Raw genomic sequence first — 18,708 nt, 5'->3', positions numbered from 1 at the left:
GGTAGCCGAGGTGCCCTGGTGGGCGCGGGAGCTGCTGGGGCACCCTCGACGCCCGCCGCGAACGACCCGCCCCCTCGGTTATCTCAGATATGAGATAAAGTCCGCCGGGTGACTAGCGATCTTGACAGCGCCACGCCGTACCTGACCCAGATCGGCAACCTCATCCGCGACTCGCGGCGACACCGGGGCTGGACGCAGGCGCAGCTGGCGACCGCGGTGTCCACCAGCCAGAGCGCGATCAACCGGATCGAACGCGGCAACCAGAACCTGAGCCTGGAGATGCTCTCCCGGATCAGCGAGGCGCTCGACTCCGGCATCGTGTCGCTTGGCCAGGCGGCGCCCCTGCACCTGCGGGTCACCGGCGGGCGCACGTTGTCCGGCTCCATCACTGTCAAGACCAGCAAGAACGCCGGCGTGGCGCTGCTGTGCGCCGCGCTGCTCAACTCGGGGCGCACGACGCTGCGCAAGGTGGCCCGCATCGAGGAGGTCAACCGGATCCTCGAAGTGCTCACCAGCATCGGGGTGCGGACCCGGTGGCTCAACGACGACAACGACCTGGAGATCGTGCCGCCGAAGAAGCTCGACCTGGGCGGCATCGACGTCGAGGCGGCCCGGCGCACGCGCAGCATCATCATGATGATGGGACCGCTGCTGCACCACCAGGACACCTTCGAACTGCCCTACGCGGGCGGCTGCGCTCTCGGCACGCGCACGGTGGAGCCGCACATGGTGGCCCTGCGGCCGTTCGGCCTGGACGTCAAGGCCGCGGCCGGCCGCTACGAGGTCGCGGTGGACCGCAAGGTCGGGCCGCGACGTCCCATCGTGCTGACCGAGCGCGGGGACACGGTGACCGAGAACGCGCTGATGGCCGCCGCGCGCCACGACGGCGTCACCGTGATCCGCAACGCCAGCCCCAACTACATGGTGCAGGACCTGTGCTTCTTCCTCACGGAGCTCGGTGTGCGCATCGACGGCATCGGCACCACCACGCTCACCGTGCACGGTGTCGAGCGGCTCGACCGCGACGTCGACTACGCCCCGTCCGAGGACCCGATCGAGGCCATGAGCCTGATCTCGGCCGCGATCGTCACGTCCTCGGAGATCACCGTCCGGCGGGTGCCGATCGAGTTCATGGAGATCGAGCTGGCCCTGCTGGAGGAGATGGGCCTGGACTACGACCGCTCCGCCGAGTACCCGGCCGCCAACGGTCGGACCAGGCTCGTGGACGTCGTCGTGCGGCCGTCGGCGCTGCGCGCGCCCATCGACAAGATCCACCCGATGCCGTTCCCCGGCCTGAACATCGACAACCTGCCGTTCTTCGCCCTCATCGCCGCGACGGCGCACGGATCGACCCTGATCCACGACTGGGTGTACGAGAACCGCGCGCTGTACCTGACCGAGCTCACCAAGCTGGGCGGCAAGGTCGCCCTGCTCGACCCGCACCGCGTCTACGTCGAGGGTCCGACCCACTGGTCGGGCGCGGAGGTGATCTGCCCGCCCGCGCTGCGGCCGGCGGTCGTGGTCCTGCTCGCGATGCTCGCCGCGAAGGGCACCTCGGTGCTGCGCAACGTCTACGTCATCAACCGCGGCTACGAACAGCTCGCCGACCGGCTCAACCAGCTCGGCGCCGAGATCACCACGTTCCGCGACATCTGAGCCGACGCGCGGAAGAGAACGGTGTGCCGCCGCCGGCGGTTCCGCGACAACGCCGAGAAGTGCCCGCGGCCGCGTGCGGAACCGTCAGCCGGCGTACTTGCGGGTGCACAGGCCCGCGCCCTGGTAGAAGCCGTCGCGGAACGCCTCCACGCGGGCGAAGCCGGAGGGCACCACGGTGCCGTTCACGTCCGCCGCGATCAGGCTCTTGTCCGCCAGCAGCTCGGCCACGGCCTCGTCCAGGTCGCCGGACGACAGGCGCAGCTTCGCGCCGCTCTGGTTCGTCGTCCCGGCCCACGACCCGGTCAGGCACGCCGTCCGCAGCCCCGCCGCCGGACCCTCCAGCCCGTACCCGGTCGCCTTCTGGATCGACAGCGCGAACCGCGACGCGATCTCGGCGAACGCGGCGAAGTCGCCGATGCCTCCCTTCTGCCCGCGCTTCGGCGGCGTGCCGATCTTCACCAGGTCGGGCAGGTCGATGGCGATCGAGTTCGTCGCCGGGCAGTACGCCGCGGGCGAGGTGTCGCCGCCGTCGGGGCACTCCGCGGACGACGACGTGGACAGCGCGGGCGGCGTGGCGGCGGCCTCGTTGAACGCCGCGCGCAACGACTCCTCCAGCAGCTTGAGCGAACGCTCGTCGTCCACCTTCAGGTTGCCCTTGCCCTGCCCGGTGTCCTTGTCGTCCGAGTCGAACTTCTGCTGCGTGATCCGCGCCTTGATCTCGGCCTCGTCGATCTCCGCGCACCGCTTCGGGTCACCGGCGAACCCGAACTGGAACGCCGACACCCGGTCGAACGCGCTGCCGTGCGCGCCCTGCTTCTCGGCCGACGTGCCCGCCGCGTCCCGGATGAAGAACATCGTCGCCAGCACCTGGTTCAACCCGGGCCCGGTCGAGATGCGGAAGTGCTTGGACTTGCCCTCGGCGACCCACCGGAAGAAGTTGCCCGCGTAGCAGTCGGCCTGCTGCTCCTTGATGATCGACGGCGTGGCCTGGTTGATCCCGCCGATGTCGCCGAGCTTGTACTGGATCGCGTGACCCATCTCGTGCGCCAGCACGGTCACCACCGACATCGGCCCGAACGCGTCGTCCAGCATCGGCAGCAGCTCGCCGCGGTCCCACGCGATCGAGTCGTCCAACGAGCAGTAGAACGCGTTCGCCACGCCCGCCGTGTTGGTGCGGCAGATGTCGACGCCCTTGCCGTTGGAGTCGTAGGACACCAGCCGCTTCACCGGCTCGAACTCCTTGCCGAACCGCGCGGGCAGCTGCTCGGCCCAGTACTCCTCGACGTCGGCCAGCGTGTTGATCGCCAGCCGGTCCATCTCGCCGCCGTCGCCGTTCTCCACCTGCAGGTCGGCGTCCGGCACACCGGGCTTCGCGCCGCTCTCACCGGTGGTGATGTCCAGCCCGGCGACCTTGGTGACGTCGGGCCGCTCCGACCGGCCGTGGCCGCTCACCGTCTGGGTGCACCCCGTGAACGCCATGGCGGCGGCGAGCGTCGCAGCAACCCAAGCCCGTCGAGCCATGCCAAGCCCCATCCCACGTCCGTGCCGATCCAAGCCCGAACCCTACTTGGCCGGCACGCGCGGTTAGGCCAAACCGCAGGCTTTGATGCCTTCGAACACGCCGCCGCGGAACACCTCGACCCGCTTGAACCCGGGACCGAGCGCCGCCGAACCGGTCGCGTCACGTGCCGCGTAGTCGTACGCGAGCAGCACCTGCACCGCCTCGTCCAGGTCGCCCGGCGACAGCCCGAAGCCCTTCTGCCGGGTGAACACCTCCCGCGTGTACGCGCCGGCCAGGCACAACGCGCTCGTCGCCGCACGCTCGCCCTCGAGGTCCACGCCCACCGCCGCCATCGCCGCCATCCCGTAACGGCTGGCCAGCAGCACGCCCGTGGCGTAGTCGCCGATCTCGGCGTGCAGCTCGGGCAGGTCGGCCTCGACCTCGAACTCCACCGACTTGTCCGCCGGGCAGTACGCCACCGGCCCCTGGTCGCCGGAGCAGTCCGGCTCCTGCTCGGTCGGCGTGGACTTCGGCTCGGTCCACTGCTTGCCCGCCTGCTCGACCAGGGCCTTGTAGTACAGGTTCAGGTCGGGGGTGACGTTCTCCAGCATCTCGTCGAACGGCAGGTTGCCGCCGCGGTCGCGGTCGTCCTCGGTCGTGAACGCCTGCTGGGTGAACACCCGGTTCTCCGTGGACATCGCCGCGCAGAACTTGGTGCCCTGCTGGTAGCCGTCCTGGAACGCGGACACCCGGTCGAACGCGTTGCCGTGCGCGGACCGGTCGCTCGCCGAGGTGCCGACCGGGTCGCGGAACGTGATCAGCGCGCCCAGCGCCGAGTCCAGCGTGTCGGAGCCGATGTCGAGGTGCTCGGACTTGTCGTCGTTGACCCACTTGATGAACGCGCCCGCGAAGCAGTCGGCCATCGCCTCGGTGAGGATCGTCGGGAACCGCTGCGGCTCGCGCCGTTCGGCTTCCGGCGTGATGCCCATCCGGTTCTGCACGGCGTGGCCCATCTCGTGCGCCAGCACGATCACCACGGCCGCGTCGCCGAACCGGTCCTTGAGCACGGGCAGCAGCGCGGCGCGGTCCCAGGCGATGGCGTCGGCGCTGGGGCAGTAGAACGCGTTGCCCTCGACGTCGCTCGCCTTCTCGGTGCACGGCGGCGGCTTCGCGGAGGCGTCGGCGGTGTCGACCGAGTAGATGCCGCCCTCGATCGGCTGCCACGGCTCGTCGAACGTGTCCGGGAACGCCTCCTGCCAGAACGTGTCGACGTCGGTGATGGCGGTGGCCGCCAACTGGTCGATCGGGCCGCCGTCGGTGCCCCGGATGAAGCCCGGGTCGACGGTGCCCTTGGTGACGGCCTCACCCGCCACCGGTTTGCCCGGGATGGCCTGGGCACAGGCGCTAACCGTGACCAGGACCGCCGCCAGCAGGACCAGCCGAGCCGATACGAGCCGCATTGGCCCATTGTGCCTGTCCCGAACCCCTACGGGGTCGTGTTCGACGGCACCGCCTCCCGTCGCCCGGGTTCACGCCGCCGCCATCACGCCCCGCACCGACCACGCCCGCGCGGCGAGCCGGATGGAACCGTCCGGGTGGGTGGGCAGGCGGGTGCGCAGCAGGTCGCGCAGGGCCCGGCGCCGGTCCTCGGGCAGGGACGCGGTGTAGCCGGGTGCCGGTCCCTGGCCGCCGAGGAACGGGCGCCAGAAGTCGTCGAAGTCGTGGAACACCGTCGGCACCTCCAGCGCCTCGACGCGCACCCCGGTCAGCCCGGCGTCCGTCCACAGCTTGTGGAGCGGCTCGGGCCGGCAGAGCGGGAAGCGCCTGCCCTCGTGCAACGCCGCCGCGGCCGGGTCGAGGTCGGTGGCGGCATCCCAGAAGAAGCGGGTGATCGCCATGCCTTCGGCGTAGTCCCACACGTAGGCGGCGACCACGGCGCCGGGCGCGGCGACCCTGGTGCACTCCGCCACGGCCCGCACCGGATCGGGCACGAAGTTCAGCGCGAGACCGCTGACCACGGCGTCGAACGCGCGGTCGGGCAGCGGCAGGGACCGGGCGTCACCGACGTGGAAGGCCGCGCGCGGGTCGGCGACCCGGTGCTTCGCGGTGGCCAGGAACCCTTCGGACGGATCCACCCCGACGACCTCGGCCGGGTCGGCGAGCTTCAGGACGGCCGTGGTCAACGCCCCCGGACCGCAGCCCACGTCCAGCCACCGACGGCCCGCCGGCACGTCCAGCCCTCGCAGGAACCGCCTCGCGACGGGCGCGCTCCAACGCCCGACGTAAGCCTCGTACGCCTCGCCGACCGCCCACACCTCGTCCGCCATGCGCTCAGCATGGCAGTACCGAACCGCCGCCGACGCCGTTCTCCGCTGTCGGGTTCGGCACCGACGGCCACGAACCCGGACCTGTGCTCCCGCCTGCTTCGGCAGTTGTCCACAGGTCGTGCCCGAGCGCACCCCGTTTGTCGGACCCAGCCGGCAGGATAAAAGCAGGGGTCCCCTGGGCGAGGACCCCTGCGAAGCACGCGGTGCGGTGAACCGCGGTCGGCTCGGTTCGGTGCTGCGGGCTCGTGTTCGACCGGGCTCAGCCTCCAACGATCACGCGAGCGTCGCACCTCGGCTCTGGACACCTCCGCCGGGTCGTTGCGGCTACCTCGCCGCACCTGGAGCGTTGTTCAGAAGTCGGGTTTCCAGCCGAGGCGGTAGTACCGGAGGCTGGTGACGGTGAGGCGTGCGCGGTAGCCGGTGGCGAGGATCGTCCAGTTCTTGAGGTGGGCGATGGCGTGTTCGACGGCCCATCTCAGGAGGAGGTCGGCCAGGCAGGTGAGGGGTGTGGGCGCTGCTGTCGTCGTGCGGCTCGGGACGGGTCGGTGACGGCGAGCAGGGTGCCGTCGAGGGTGGCCAGGACCTGCACCGTGGTGTGCGGGCAGAGCACCCGGCTGGGGTAACAGCACGAGCGTAAGCAGCACCGACCGGTACAGACCCAATGCCGCCGGTCGTCCCACAGGCCGGCCGGGCGTCCCAGGATCTGGTGGATCCGGTGACCGAACTCCTGGATCTGATCATGCTCCAGGCCGGTGGAACGCTCCCGGTCTCGCACAAGGCGACAGAGGACTCCCGCTGCGGTTCAGACTTTTCCGGAACGGACCGAACCCTCCCCGGAAAGTCGGCGCCGGGTCCGACGTCCGGGGAGAGGTTCGCGGCTCGCCGGTCCAGGTCAGATCTCGTCGAGGCCGGTCAGGGTCGTGGTGGCCGTGTCCGTCGACGCCTCCGGCGCCAGCCAGAGCACGCCCGCCGGCGGCAGTTGGAGCAGCGCCGAAGCGGGCCTGCCGTGCCACGGGTGCTCCTCCGCCTCCACCCCGCCGAGGTTGCCGACGCCGGAACCGCCGTAGACCTCCGAGTCCGTGTTCACCACCTCGCGCCACCGGCCCGCCACCGGCAGCCCGACCCGGTAGTCGTGGTGCGGCATGCCGGCGAAGTTCGCCACGCACGCGAGCACCGAGCCGTCCTCACCGATCCGCAGGAAGCTCAGCACGTTGCCCGCCGAGTCGTTCGCGTCGATCCACGAGAACCCCTCGGGCTTGTTGTCCGCGCTGTACAACGCGGGCGAGCCCTTGTAGACGCGGTTCAGGTCGGTGATCAGCCGGTGCAGGCCGCCGTGCAGCGGCGAGTCCAGCAGGTGCCAGTCCAGCGACCGGCCCTCCGACCACTCGTCGCGCTGCCCGAACTCGCCGCCCATGAACAGCAGCTGCTTGCCGGGGTGCGCCCACATGAACGCCAGCAGCGACCGCAGCCCCGCCGCCTTGTTCCAGTCGTCGCCGGGCATCCGCTGCCACAACGACCCCTTGCCGTGCACGACCTCGTCGTGCGACAGCGGCAGCACGAAGTTCTCGCTCCACGCGTACACCAGCGAGAACGTGATCTCGTTGTGGTGGAACGACCGGTGCACGGGCTCGCGCGACAGGTAGTGCAGCGTGTCGTGCATCCAGCCCATGTTCCACTTGAACCCGAACCCGAGGCCGCCCAGGTGCGTCGGCCGCGACACGCCCGGCCACGCCGTCGACTCCTCCGCCACCATCACCGCACCGGGGTGCCGCTTGTACACGGTCGCGTTCAGCTCCTGCAGGAACCGCACGGCGTCCAGGTTCTCCCGCCCGCCGTACTGGTTGGGCAGCCACTGCCCTTCCTGCCGCGAGTAGTCCAGGTACAGCATCGAGGCCACCGCGTCGACCCGCAGGCCGTCGATGTGGAACTCCTCGATCCAGTACAGGGCGTTCGCCACCAGGAAGTTGCGCACCTCGTTGCGCCCGAAGTCGAACACCAGCGTGCCCCAGTCGGGGTGCTCGCCCCGGCGCGGGTCCTCGTGCTCGTACAGGGCGCTGCCGTCGAACTTCGCCAACGCCCACGAGTCGCGCGGGAAGTGGGCGGGCACCCAGTCCATGATCACGCCGACGCCGCGCTGGTGCAGCACGTCCACGAAGTGCCGGAAGTCGTCCGGCGAGCCGAACCTCGACGTGGGCGCGTAGTACGACGTCACCTGGTAGCCCCACGACCCGCCGAACGGGTGCTCGGCCACCGGCATCAGCTCCACGTGCGTGAACCCGGCGCCCACCACGTAGTCGGCCAGCTCCGTGGCCAGCTCCCGGTACCCGAGGCCGGGTTTCCACGAGCCCAGGTGCACCTCGTACACGCTCATCGGCGCGTTGATCCACTGCGTGGCGTCCCGCTTGGCCTGCCACTCCGCGTCGCCCCACTCGTGCGTGGTCCGGGTGACGACCGACGCGGTCTGGGGCGGTGTCTCGGTGGCGAACGCCATCGGGTCGGCCTTCTCGTGCCACCCGCCGTCCCGGCCGAGGATCCGGAACTTGTACCGGGTGCCCTCCGGGATGCCGGGGATGAAGACCTCCCACACGCCGGACGAGCCGAGCGACCTCATCGGGTTCGCGCGCCCGTCCCAGCCGTCGAAGTCGCCGCACACCCGCACACCGCGCGCGGTCGGGGCCCACACGGCGAAAGAGACGCCCGAGACGGTGCCGTTGGGCGTGTCGTAGGTGCGCACCCGCGCGCCCAGCACGTCCCACAGCCGCTCGTGCCGCCCCTCGCCGATCAGGTGCAGGTCCAGCTCGCCGACGGTCGGCAGCCACCGGTACGGGTCGTCCACCTCCACGGCCTGGTCGCCGTACTCGACCTCCAGCCGGTAGTCGCCGGGGTGCTCGGGCAGCTCGCCCGCGAACAACCCGTCGGCGACCCGGTCCAGCTCGAAGCGCTTGTCGGCCGCCATCACCGCCACCGCGGTCGCGCCCGGCCGCAGCGCCCGCGCGACCACGCCCTCGGGGACGTGGTGCACGCCGAGCACCGAGTGCGGGTCGTGGTGCGCCCCGGCCAGCAGCCGGTCGACGTCCTCGGGCGAGATCATGACTGCACCGCTCCCTCTCCAGTGATCCGCGCGATCGACGACAACGGGACCGTCAACCACTCCGGCCTGTTCGCGTGCTCGTACGCGACCTCGTAGACGGCCTTGTCCAGCTCGAACGCCCGCAGCAGGTAACCGCGCTTGCGCGGGTCGCCGACCGACTCCGACGCCGCCTCCGCGTAGCCCTCGGTGAACGCCGCGCGGTTGCGCCGCGACCACTCCAGCGCCCGCACGGTCAGTTGGTGGTCCTCCGGCTGGCCGACGAGCAGCTGGTGCGCCGCGTAGTCGAAGGATCGCAGCATCCCCGCCACGTCGCGCAACGGCGACCGCAGCTCGACCCGCTCCGCGATCGGCGAACCCGGCTCGCCCTCGAAGTCGATCAGCAGCCAGCCCTGCACGGTCCGCAGCACCTGGCCGAGGTGCAGGTCGCCGTGGATGTGCTGCACCGCGACCGCGTCCGGGGTCTCCTTGGCCTGCTCGAACGCCTCCCGCAACGCGGGCACGTACGGCCGCAGCTCCGGCACCGACGCGACCACCGCGTCCAGCCGCGAGACCATCGCCCGCACGGTCCGCTCGATGTTCTCGGCGTTCGCGGACTGCGTGCCCAGCGCGCGCTCCAGGTCCGCGTGCACGCTGGCCACGGCCTGTCCCAGCCGCTGCGCCTCGCCCGCGAAGTCGCCGCCCACCTCGTCGGCGTGCAGGTCGGCCTCGGCCATCAGGTCGCGCACGCTCGTGGTGGCCATCGCCCAGCCGTCCACCGCGTCCGGCATGAACTGCTGGAGCATGCCGACCGTCGTCGTGTGGCCGTCCAACCGGCCCGTGATCGACCCGAGCGGCTGGGCGATGTGCTCGCACCCGACCTGGCGCAACGCCCGGTGCAGCACCAGGTCCGGGTTGTCGCCGTAGGTCAGCTTGCGGAACAGCTTGAGGATGTACTGGCTGCCGAACACGATCGACGTGTTGGACTGCTCGGACGTGATCGGCCTGCCGCGCAGCCCGGTCTGCAGCTCCACGTCCGGCTCGTGCGCGAACCTCAGGCCGTCGACCTCGGCGCCCTCGGCGATCAGGTCGAGCAGCGCGCCGGTCAGCTCCGGCACCTGCGTGGCGTCGTAGTTGTCCACGTGGTCGGTGATCAGCAGCTGGTACGGCTCCTGCCGGTCCGGCTGCGCCACCTCCACCACGAGGTGCACCAGCACCGGCTCCTCGGACCGCAGCACCACCGCCCGCAGCGGGCGGATCGACGTGACCGGGCGGTCCTTCCCGCCGAACCACCGCTGCGCGGGCAGCCACTCGGGCAGCTCGGCCATCACCTTGTCGACCAGGTCGTGCGGTTCGGTCACGTCCATCACCTCGGCTCGCTGTCGTCGCCGGCTTCCACGAGCTGGAACCAGTAGAAGCCGTGACCGGGCAAAGTCAGCAGGTAGGGCAGGTCGCCCACGGTCGGGAAGACCACCCCGCCGGTCAGCTCGACGGGCCTGCTGCTGTGGTGCTCCGACAGGTCCAGCTCGACCGGCTGCGGGAACCGCGACAGGTTGTTCACGCACAGCACGACGTCCTCGTGGCCGTCGGGCCGCAGCCACCGCCGCCGGTAGGCCAGCACGCTCGGGTTGGAGCCGCCCAGGTCGGTGAAGTCGCCCTCCGCGAACGCGTGGTGCTGCTTGCGCACCTCGATCATCCGCCGGGTCCAGTGCAGCAGCGACGACTGGTTGTTCAGCTGCGCCTCCACGTTGAGCGCCTGGTAGCCGTACACCGGGTCCATGATCACGGGCAGGTAGATCCGGCCGGGGTCGCAGCTGGAGAACCCCGCGTTGCGGTCCGGGGTCCACTGCATCGGCGTGCGCACCGCGTCGCGGTCGCCCAGCCAGATGTTGTCGCCCATGCCGATCTTGTCGCCCATGCCGATCTCGTCACCGTAGTAGAGGACGGGCGAGCCGGGTAGCGACAGCAGCATCGCGGTGAACAGCTCCTGCTGGTTGCGGTCGTTCTCCAGCAGCGGCGCCAGCCGTCGTCTGATGCCGATGTTCGCCTTCATCCGCGGGTCCTTGGCGTACTCCGCGTACATGTAGTCGCGCTCTTCGTCGGTGACCATCTCCAGCGTCAACTCGTCGTGGTTGCGCAGGAAGATGCCCCACTGGCAGCCGTCCGGGATCTGCGGCGTCTGCGCCAGGATCTCCGAGATCGGGAACCGCGACTCGCGCCGCACGGCCATGAAGATGCGCGGCATCAGCGGGAAGTGGAACGCCATGTGGCACTCGTCGCCGCCGACCTCCGCGTTGCCGAAGTACTCGACCACGTCCGACGGCCACTGGTTGGCCTCCGCGAGCAGCACCCGGCCGGGGTACTCGTCGTCGACGACCTTGCGGCAGCGCTTCAGGAAGTCGTGCGTGCGGGGCAGGTTCTCGCAGTTCGTGCCCTCCGCCTCGAACAGGTACGGCACGGCGTCGAGCCGGAACCCGTCGATGCCGAGGTCGAGCCAGAACCGCAGGGTGTCCAGCATGGCTTCCTGGACGTGCGGGTTCTCGAAGTTCAGGTCGGGTTGGTGGGAGAAGAACCGGTGCCAGTAGAACTGGCCGCGCACCGGGTCGTACGTCCAGTTGGACGACTCGGTGTCGACGAAGATGATCCGCGCGTCCGCGTAGCGCTGGTCGTCGTCGCTCCACACGTAGTAGTCGCCGTAGGGGCCGTCCGGGTCGATCCGCGACTGCTGGAACCACGGGTGCGCGTCGCTGGTGTGGTTGAGCACGAGGTCGGTGATCACCCGGATGCCGCGGCGGTGCGCCTCGTCCAGCAGGTACACGAAGTCCTCGACCGAGCCGAACTCCGGCAGCACCGCGCGGAAGTCGGAGATGTCGTAGCCGCCGTCGCGCAGCGGCGAGGCGTAGAACGGCGGCAGCCACAGGCAGTCGACGCCGAGCCACTCCAGGTAGTCCAACCGGGACGCGAGGCCCCGCAGATCGCCGGTGCCGTCGCCGTTGGAGTCGCTGAACGCGCGCACCAGCACCTCGTAGAACACCGCGCCCTTGAACCAGTCACGCTCGCGCGGCACGAGCTTGGCCGACCGGAAGTCCTCCGCCTGCGGTTCGACCAGCAGGCCGTCGGCGCCGATGGCCTCGCCGGTGTGCGGCACGTTCTCCAGGCCTACCAGCGCGGCGTCGGGTCGGGCCTCTTCTTGCATGTGTGCTCCACCTCGTCCCACCTCATTGGGGGTGCGTTCGATCGTCCCTCGTGTCCTTCGGCGGACACGGGGACTCGGTAAAGGGGACCGGGCTGGTTTTCTCTCTTAGCCGGCGAACCTGCGCTGGACGCCGACGATGTGCGCCGGAGCGCGCCAGGGTTCGAGGCGGACGTAGTTCGCCTGACCCCAGTCCCAGGTCTCCCCGGACACCTCGTCGTGCGCGATCAGCCGCTCGTGCCAGTCGACGCCGAGTGCGGGCAGGTCCAGCCAGACGGTGCCGTCCTGCGCGTTGTGGGGATCCAGGTTGACCACGACGACGACCGTGTCGCCGGTGTCCGGGTCCTGCTTGGAGTAGGCGATCAACGCCGGGTTGTCGATGTGGTGGAACCGGAGTGTTCGCATCTGCTGCAGCGCCGGGTGTGCCCGGCGGATCGCGTTCAGCTTGCGCAACCACGGTTCCAGCGACCGTCCCTCGGCCACCGCCGCCGCGTAGTCGCGGGGGCGGAGCTGGTACTTCTCCGAGTTCAGGTACTCCTCGCTGCCCGGACGCACGGCTTCGTGCTCGAACAGCTCGTAGCCCGAGTACACACCCCAGGTCGGCGCCATCGTCGCCGCCAGCGCCGCGCGCAGCGCGAACATGCCAGGACCGCCGTGCTGCAGCGATTCGTGCAGGATGTCGGGGGTGTTGACGAACAGGTTGGGCCGCGCTTCGTCCCAGTGCTCGACCAGTTCGACGCCGAACTCGGTCAGCTCCTCCTTGGTCGTGCGCCAGGTGAAGTAGGTGTAGCTCTGCGTGAAGCCGAGCTTGGCCAGGCCGTACAGGCGGGCCGGGCGGGTGAACGCCTCGGACAGGAACAGCACGTCCGGGTGCCGGTCCTTGACCGCCCAGATCAGCCACGCCCAGAAGTCCGGCGGCTTGGTGTGCGGGTTGTCGACCCGGAAGATGCGCACCCCGTGGTCGACCCAGTGCAGCACGACCCGCAGCACCTCGTTGTAGATGCCCTGCGGGTCGTTGTCGAAGTTGACCGGGTAGATGTCCTGGTACTTCTTGGGCGGGTTCTCCGCGTAGGCGATCGAGCCGTCCGGGCGGGTGGTGAACCACTCGGGGTTCTTCAGGACCCACGGGTGGTCGGGGGCGCACTGCAGCGCCAGGTCCAGCGCCACCTCGAGGTTCAGCTCGCTGGCGCGGTCGACGAACGCGTCGAAGTCCTCGATCGTGCCGAGTTCCGGGTGGATCGCGTCGTGCCCGCCCTCGTCCGCGCCGATGGCCCAGGTCGAGCCGGGGTCGTCCTCGGTGGCGGTGAGCGTGTTGTTCGGGCCCTTGCGGTTCACCCGCCCGATCGGGTGGATCGGAGGCAGGTAGGCGACGTCGAAGCCCATGGCCGCGACGCGGTCCAGCTCCTTCGCGGCGGTGACGAACGTGCCGTGCACCGGGACGCCCGACTCGTCGACGCCGCCCGTGCTGCGGGGGAAGAACTCGTACCAGGAGCCGAACGCCGCCCGCTTCCGGTCGACCCACACCTTCTGCGGCCTGCCCTTGGTGATCAGCTCGCGGACGGGGTGGTCGTGCATGATCCGGCGGACGTCGGTCGCGAGGGCGGGCGCGACGCGCTCGGCGAGGGGGCGGTGCTCGTCGCGCAACGCGGTGGCCGCGTTGACCAGCAGCGGCTTGTCCTTGCGCCGGTCGGGGCGGCGGCTGACGCGGTCGAGCAGGAGCGCGCCGGCCTCCAGGTCGTTCGCCAGGTCGTCGGGGCCCTGACCCGCGGCGATCTTGACCTCGACGGCGTGCTGCCAGGTGGCCCACGGGTCGCTCCACGCGTCCACCCGGAACGTCCACGCGCCCGGTGCGTCCGGCACGATCGTGGCGGTCCAGCGGTCGAGGCCGACGCCGTGCGGCACCATCCGCGTTTGTCTGGCGACCCGGTCCTTCGGTCCCCGCCACGCCACCGTGGCGGCCACGGCGTCGTGGCCCTCGCGCCACACCGTGGCCTCGACCGGCACGTGTTCGCCGACCACGGCCTTCGCCGGGTAGCGACCGCCGCTCACGGTCGGGGAGACATCGTCGATACCGAGTCGTCCGCTCATCGGCAGCGCCCCTCTCACCTGGTGTGACGCTTGCACGGTCAAGTCTGCCCGCAGCGGTCGGCGAACCCACCACCGGGACACCTGCACGTGCTGTTCCTACCCTTTCCGCGCGGATTGCACACTTGGCGGTGGTGTCCGTCTCGCGATTCGAGCAGATTCCCAGCCCGTGATCGGTTCCGAAGCCGTGCCACGCCGGTACCGATCGAGCGATGCCCGGTCACCCGGCCGTGGTGTCGATCAGCTCGACGAGCTTGGCGTGGACCGCGCCGTCGGCCGCCCGGCGCCGGTTGCGGAACGGCGGATCGATGTCGACGTGGCCGTCGGTCCGGAACACCTCGCCCGAGAACGGATCGGCCACCACCCCCACCGCCGCCGACGGGCTTGACGGTTGCGCAGTGTGTGCGAAATTACTTGCAGGGCGTCGTTTGCCCTGGTCGGGCTGTATCGGTCACGGCATCGGTTCGGGTGACCGTTGTCCCGCACCGCTGGATGGGGGATAAGGTCCGACGCCATGCGAGCACTTCGCCGGTTCACCGTCCGAGCCAGTCTGCCCGAGCCGTTGACTGCCCTGGGCACCCTCGCCACGAACCTGCGCTGGACGTGGCACCAGCCCACCCAGGACCTGTTCGCGTCGGTCGACCCCGAGCTGTGGGCCGAGAGCGGCGACCCGTTGCGGCTGCTGTCCGTGGTCGCGCCCGAACGCCTCGAAGAGCTCTCCCGCGACGAGCAGTTCCTCGCCCACGCCCGCGCCCTCGCCGACGACCTGCACCGCTACACCACCGGACCGCGCTGGTTCCAGCGCCGCCAGGACGAGATCGGGCAGCGCCGCGACCACGGCCACCACGACCTGCACCCCCTGCCGACCGCGATCGCCTACTTCTCGATGGAGTTCGGCGTCACCGAGGCGCTGCCGAACTACTCCGGCGGCCTCGGCGTGCTGGCGGGCGACCACCTCAAGGCGGCCTCCGACCTCGGCGTGCCGCTGATCGCGGTCGGGCTGCTCTACCGGTCCGGCTACTTCCGCCAGGCGCTGTCCCTGGACGGCTGGCAGATCGAGCACTACCCCGTGCTCGACCCGCGCGGCCTGCCGCTGGAGCTGCTCACCGAGCCGTCCGGCGCGCCGATCCTGGTGCACGTCGCCATGCCCGGCGACCGGGTGCTGCGGGCCAAGGTGTGGAAGGCGCAGGTCGGCCGCATCCCGCTGCTGCTGCTCGACTCCGACGTCGAGGAGAACGACGAGGACCTGCGTGGCGTCACCGACCGCCTCTACGGCGGCGACCAGGACCACCGCATCCGGCAGGAGATCCTGGCCGGCGTCGGCGGCGTCCGCGCCGTGCGCACGTACTGCGACCTGACCGGGCACCCGTCGCCCGAGGTGTTCCACACCAACGAGGGCCACGCGGGCTTCCTCGGCCTGGAGCGCATCCGCGAGCTGGTCACCACCGAGGGCCTCGACTTCGACCAGGCGTTGGCGGCGGTCCGCGCGGGCACGGTGTTCACCACGCACACGCCGGTGCCGGCGGGCATCGACCGGTTCCCGGTCGACCTGGTGCAGCACTACTTCGGCTCGGAGACCCTGCTGCCGGGCGTGAACACCCAGCGCGTCCTCGCGCTGGGCGCGGAGGACAACCCCGGCCTGTTCAACATGGCGCACATGGGCCTGCGGCTCGCCCAGCGCGCGAACGGCGTCTCCAAGCTGCACGGCACCGTCAGCCGCGACATGTTCCGCGGCCTGTGGCCGGGCTTCGACGCCTCGGAGGTGCCGATCGGCTCGGTCACCAACGGCGTGCACGGCCCGACGTGGGCGGCGACCGAGATGAGCAGGCTCGTCGGCGACACCGAGGAGGCGGGCGTCGGCCTGCACGGGTTCGAGCCGGTCACCGACCAGCGGCTGTGGGAGCTGCGCAACGACCTGCGCGGCAAGCTCGTAGACGAGGTCCGCCGCCGCACCCGCGCGTCGTGGCTGCAGCGCGGCGCGTCGGCGCTGGAGCTGGGCTGGACCGACTCGGTGTTCGACCCGGACGTGCTGACCGTCGGCTTCGCCCGCCGCGTGCCGACCTACAAGCGGCTGACGCTGATGCTGCGCGACGCCGAGCGGCTGCGCGCGCTCCTGCTGCACCCCGAACGGCCCGTGCAGCTGGTCGTCGCGGGCAAGTCGCACCCCGCCGACGACGGCGGCAAGGCGTTGATCCAGCAGATCGTGCGGTTCGCCGACGACGCGGGCGTGCGCCACCGGATCGTGTTCCTGCCCGACTACGACATGTCCATGGCCCGGTACCTGTACTGGGGCTGCGACGTGTGGCTGAACAACCCGATGCGCCCGCTGGAGGCGTGCGGCACGTCCGGCATGAAGTCCGCGCTCAACGGCGGGTTGAACCTGTCGATCCGCGACGGCTGGTGGGACGAGCTGTACGACGGCAGCAACGGCTGGGCCATCCCGACCGCCGACGGCATCACCGACCCGACCCGGCGTGACGACCTGGAGGCCGCCGCGCTGTACGACCTGCTCGGCAGCCAGGTCGCGCCGCTGTTCTACGACCGCGGCGAGGACGGCGTGCCGACCCGGTGGCTGGCGATGGTGCGGCACACGCTGGCCTCGCTCGGCCCGGCGGTGCAGGCGTCGCGGATGGTGCGCGAGTACGTGGAGAACCTGTACGCGCCCGCCGCGTCGTCGGCCGCCTCGGTGGTCGGCGAGGGCTTCCGCGGCGCGAAGGAGCTGGCCGCGTACCGGCAGCGGCTGCGGGCCTCGTGGACGCGGGTGCGGGTGCTGGAGTCGGAGATGTCGCTGAACGGGTCGGCCACGCCGAAGCTCGGCTCGCCGGTCGCCGTGCGGGCCCGGATCGAGCTGGCCGGCCTGGAACCGTCCGAAGTGGACGTCCAGGTGGCGCTGGGCCGGGTCGGCGACTCCGACGAGCTGTACGACGTGGTCACGCACGGCATGGACTACGCGGGCAACGGCAACTACGAGATCGAGGTGCCGCTGCCGCACGCGGGCGCCGTCGGCTACACGGTGCGCGTGCTGCCGAGGCACGACCTGCTGGCGTCACCGGCCGAACTCGGCCGGGTCGTGCTGGCGGGCTGACATCCCTCGATCAGATGACCGTCGGCGTGACCGGCGGTCATCTGGTCCGGGGTCGCGTTCACGCTGGTGGGCCGGGTTTCTTCGGTCGGGTGAAGTCGCCGGTTTCACCGGCAGGTGGGCGCGCGTCCGCGCTTACGCTTCCGGCGTGAGGAAATTCGCGACGATCGGCACGGTGCTCGCCGTGGTGCTCGGCGTGGCCGTCATCCCGGCCGCGTCGGCGCCGCGGCAACCGGCGGAACCTCCCGCCGCGTGCGCGGGACTGGTGACGCAGCTCGCGGACACGCTCAAGACGGTGATCGAGCCGCTGGCCGCGGACCCGCCCACGCCCGACAAGGCGGTCGTGCCGCTGGGTGACGTGCTCCGCCTGCTGGTGGCGATGACGGCGGCGAAGTGCCTGCCGACGCCGCCGACGACCGCGCCCGCCGAGGCCCGCGTCGACGGGCCGGAGCTGTGCCTGTCGCACGACCTGGCGATGTTCGCCGGCGCGTTCAGCGTGCTCAGCAAGATCGTGCCCGGCGCTGTGCCGCCGGATCCGGGGAAGCTCCGCGCCGAAACGGGGACGTGGCTGAAGACCGTGGGCGACGCCATGGCGAACTGCGGCCTGCCCGTGCCGGACGGCGGCATGCCGACCATGCCGGCTTCCGCCTGAGCTGCCCGGATCTCAGGAGATGTCGAGCCGGGCCGTGGTCTCCGCGACCCGGGGCATCCAGCCGGCGAGCTGTCGTGCCTCGACCAGGGACGCGCGGGCCGCCGCGTTGTCACCGGCCGCCATGTGCGCGCGGGCGATCGTGGCCAGGGCGTCGGCGCGGGCGAGGCCGCTCTCGCTGGTCGCCTTGGCCTGCGTGGCGAGGGCCAGCGCGGTGGCGTGGTCGTCCTCGATCAGGGCCAGTTGCGCCAACGTGCCCGTGCAGCGGTGGCGCGGGTAGCCGAACTTCATCGCGCCGTCCGCCGCGCGTTTCGCCGCGGGCACGCCGACGTCCGCGGGCAGCTGGCCGCCCTCGACCGCGTTCGCCGTGGAACTGGCCATCGCGGCCAGCACGAACGCCATGTCGCGCGGCTCCAGGTCGGTGCGCCCGACCAGGCCGCTGACCATGTGCAACGCCTCGCCGTACCGGGCGCGCAGGGTCAGCACGGCGGACCGTGCGCCGATGGCGACCAGCAGCGCGGGGTGGCGTTCGACCAGTTCGTCGGCGAGCGCCTCGGCCCGGTCGAGGTCGCCGAGTTCGAGCGCGTCGGTCACCTGGTTGACCAGGGGCGTCGCCTCGAACTCCGCCGCCGTGCGACCGGACACGCGGGGCAGCGCGAACAGGAACCAGCCCGGCGAGGTGGTGCCCGCGCCGCGCCGCGGCCACAGGCCGTTGAGCAGCACCGCCGTGCCCGCGACCGCGAACCCGCGCAGGAACGGCTGGTCCGCGACCGACCAGACGAGCGCGCCGAGCCAGACGACCGCCACAACCGCTGCGGACACCACGGCGGACGTGAGCCCGGTCAGCCACAGTCGACGGCGGACCGGCGCCTTGATCGACGTGAGGCCGACCGACATCAGCAGCGGGATCGTCCGCCACACCACCCGCAGGTGGGGCTTGGTCCACGTGCGGATCTCGCCGCCGACGCCGATCTCGACCAACGGCACACGCACGCGGAACAGCAGCGCGCCTGCCAGCAGGCCGAGCTGCATCGCCGCGTTGACGGCCCACGCCCCCACCGCGGCCCCGCCGAACGTCGCGACACTCGGCCGCCAGACCACGAGGACGACCAGGGCCAGCCCGGTCAGCGCTTTCCACACGGACCTGG

12 protein-coding genes are annotated in these 18,708 nt (G+C 71.1%); 3 read left to right on the top strand and 9 right to left on the bottom strand.

Annotation, left to right across the window (positions count from 1 at the left end; translation table 11 throughout):
* Positions 1-108: 108 nt before the first annotated feature.
* Positions 109-1,656: a helix-turn-helix domain-containing protein gene (locus ADK67_RS40330; protein ID WP_053721860.1), complete on the top strand. Its 1,548-nt coding sequence runs from the start codon at positions 109-111 to the stop codon at positions 1,654-1,656.
* 84 nt (positions 1,657-1,740) lie between these two features.
* Here ADK67_RS40330 and ADK67_RS40325 read toward each other — a convergent pair whose 3' ends face one another.
* From ADK67_RS40325 to ADK67_RS51720, 8 genes are all read right to left on the bottom strand, one after another.
* Positions 1,741-3,177: a neutral zinc metallopeptidase gene (locus ADK67_RS40325; protein WP_082404547.1), complete on the bottom strand. Its 1,437-nt coding sequence runs from the start codon at positions 3,175-3,177 to the stop codon at positions 1,741-1,743.
* A 63-nt stretch (positions 3,178-3,240) separates the two neighbouring features.
* Positions 3,241-4,617: a neutral zinc metallopeptidase gene (locus tag ADK67_RS40320; RefSeq protein ID WP_053721858.1), complete on the bottom strand. Its 1,377-nt coding sequence runs from the start codon at positions 4,615-4,617 to the stop codon at positions 3,241-3,243.
* A 69-nt stretch (positions 4,618-4,686) separates the two neighbouring features.
* The gene (locus ADK67_RS40315; protein ID WP_053721857.1) at positions 4,687-5,484 is read right to left on the bottom strand and encodes a class I SAM-dependent methyltransferase; all 798 of its coding nucleotides are present in this window, start codon (positions 5,482-5,484) and stop codon (positions 4,687-4,689) included.
* 892 nt (positions 5,485-6,376) lie between these two features.
* The gene (gene glgB / locus ADK67_RS40310) at positions 6,377-8,575 is read right to left on the bottom strand and encodes a 1,4-alpha-glucan branching protein GlgB (RefSeq protein ID WP_053721856.1); all 2,199 of its coding nucleotides are present in this window, start codon (positions 8,573-8,575) and stop codon (positions 6,377-6,379) included.
* Positions 8,572-9,912, bottom strand: a complete 1,341-nt coding sequence (locus tag ADK67_RS40305; protein WP_053721891.1) for a maltokinase N-terminal cap-like domain-containing protein — start codon at positions 9,910-9,912, stop codon at positions 8,572-8,574. The genes glgB and ADK67_RS40305 overlap by 4 nt, the downstream gene beginning before the upstream one ends.
* Before the next feature lie 5 nt (positions 9,913-9,917).
* Positions 9,918-11,747, bottom strand: a complete 1,830-nt coding sequence (treS, locus tag ADK67_RS40300; RefSeq protein ID WP_053721855.1) for a maltose alpha-D-glucosyltransferase — start codon at positions 11,745-11,747, stop codon at positions 9,918-9,920.
* Between the two features lie 105 nt (positions 11,748-11,852).
* Positions 11,853-13,832 carry an alpha-1,4-glucan--maltose-1-phosphate maltosyltransferase gene (locus ADK67_RS40295; protein WP_053721854.1) on the bottom strand — a complete coding sequence of 660 codons (1,980 nt, stop codon included), beginning with the start codon at positions 13,830-13,832 and terminating at the stop codon, positions 11,853-11,855.
* A 217-nt stretch (positions 13,833-14,049) separates the two neighbouring features.
* On the bottom strand, positions 14,050-14,190 hold the full coding sequence (locus ADK67_RS51720) for a hypothetical protein (protein WP_157621437.1): 141 nt from the start codon (positions 14,188-14,190) through the stop codon (positions 14,050-14,052).
* Between the two features lie 153 nt (positions 14,191-14,343).
* Here ADK67_RS51720 and glgP point away from each other — a divergent pair, with 153 nt between their 5' ends.
* Together glgP and ADK67_RS40285 are read left to right on the top strand one after the other, a co-directional pair.
* The gene (gene glgP, locus ADK67_RS40290; RefSeq protein WP_053721853.1) at positions 14,344-16,914 is read left to right on the top strand and encodes an alpha-glucan family phosphorylase; all 2,571 of its coding nucleotides are present in this window, start codon (positions 14,344-14,346) and stop codon (positions 16,912-16,914) included.
* Between the two features lie 145 nt (positions 16,915-17,059).
* Positions 17,060-17,563, top strand: a complete 504-nt coding sequence (locus ADK67_RS40285) for a hypothetical protein (RefSeq protein ID WP_053721852.1) — start codon at positions 17,060-17,062, stop codon at positions 17,561-17,563.
* A 12-nt stretch (positions 17,564-17,575) separates the two neighbouring features.
* Here ADK67_RS40285 and ADK67_RS40280 read toward each other — a convergent pair whose 3' ends face one another.
* Positions 17,576-18,700: a hypothetical protein gene (locus ADK67_RS40280; protein ID WP_053721851.1), complete on the bottom strand. Its 1,125-nt coding sequence runs from the start codon at positions 18,698-18,700 to the stop codon at positions 17,576-17,578.
* Between the last annotated feature and the right edge of the window lie 8 nt (positions 18,701-18,708).

It is taken from the genome of Saccharothrix sp. NRRL B-16348, assembly GCF_001280085.1.
Taxonomy (GTDB): domain Bacteria; phylum Actinomycetota; class Actinomycetes; order Mycobacteriales; family Pseudonocardiaceae; genus Actinosynnema.
This window is presented reverse-complemented; position numbering and strand designations above follow the sequence as displayed.